This is a genomic window from Achromobacter dolens (assembly GCF_902859745.1).
Classification (GTDB): Bacteria; Pseudomonadota; Gammaproteobacteria; order Burkholderiales; family Burkholderiaceae_B; genus Achromobacter; species Achromobacter dolens.
Map to the genome: position 1 here is coordinate 1 of NZ_CADIJW010000114.1, position 785 is coordinate 785.

1 pseudogene is annotated in these 785 nt (G+C 75.8%); it reads left to right on the top strand.

The features are described from left to right. Positions 1–785, top strand: a pseudogene (locus tag HV783_RS29335) (AAA family ATPase); the annotation flags it as partial.

Below are 785 nucleotides of genomic sequence, written 5' to 3' on the forward strand. Positions count from 1 at the left end.
AGCAGGCGCAGGAGCCGCTGGCCCGGGCCCGCGCGCTGCGCGACACGCACGCCGCCGCCGCCGAGCAGGCGCGCCAGCGGGTCGCGGCGGTGCAAGCCGTGGCCGACCGGCGCGACCTCGAACACCAGATCGACCAGTTGGCGCGCGACATCGAGCGCCTGGACGGCGCGCTCGAAGAAGCCTCCCGCCTGATCGAGCAGGGCACGATCCTGAAGGCCGAAGCCGTGCGCATCGAGATCGCCGACGCCGACATCCAGGCCCTGCGCAAGAGCGAACGCGCGCTGGGCGACCTGCAACTGCGCCAGCAGGCCATCGCCACGCGCCTGTCGTACGCGCTGGACGCGGGCCGCGAGGCCCGGCTGGACGGCGCCGCGCTGGCCGGCAGCGGCGAGTTGCTGCTGACCGCGGCGGCTGAACTCGAATTGCCCGGCCTGGGCCGGCTGCGCATCGAGCCGGGCGGCCAGGACCTGCCGGCGCTCAAGCGCGAACTGGCCGACGTGCAGGCGGCCAGCGCGGCCTTGCTGTCGCGCCTGGGCGTGGCGCACGTGGCCGAGGCCGAGGAACGCCATGCGCGCGGCGTCGACCTGCAGCGCGAACTGGAGGCCATGCGCAAGACGCTGGCGATCCATGCGCCCAAGGGCGTGGACGCGCTGCGCGGCCAACGCAACGAAGCCCAGGCGCGGCGCGCGCAACTGGCCGAGCGGTTGGCGTTGCTGCCGCCGGCGGCTGAGGCGGGCGATGCCGATGCGCCCGCCGCGCGCCAGGCGCTGCGCGATGCCGAGGCC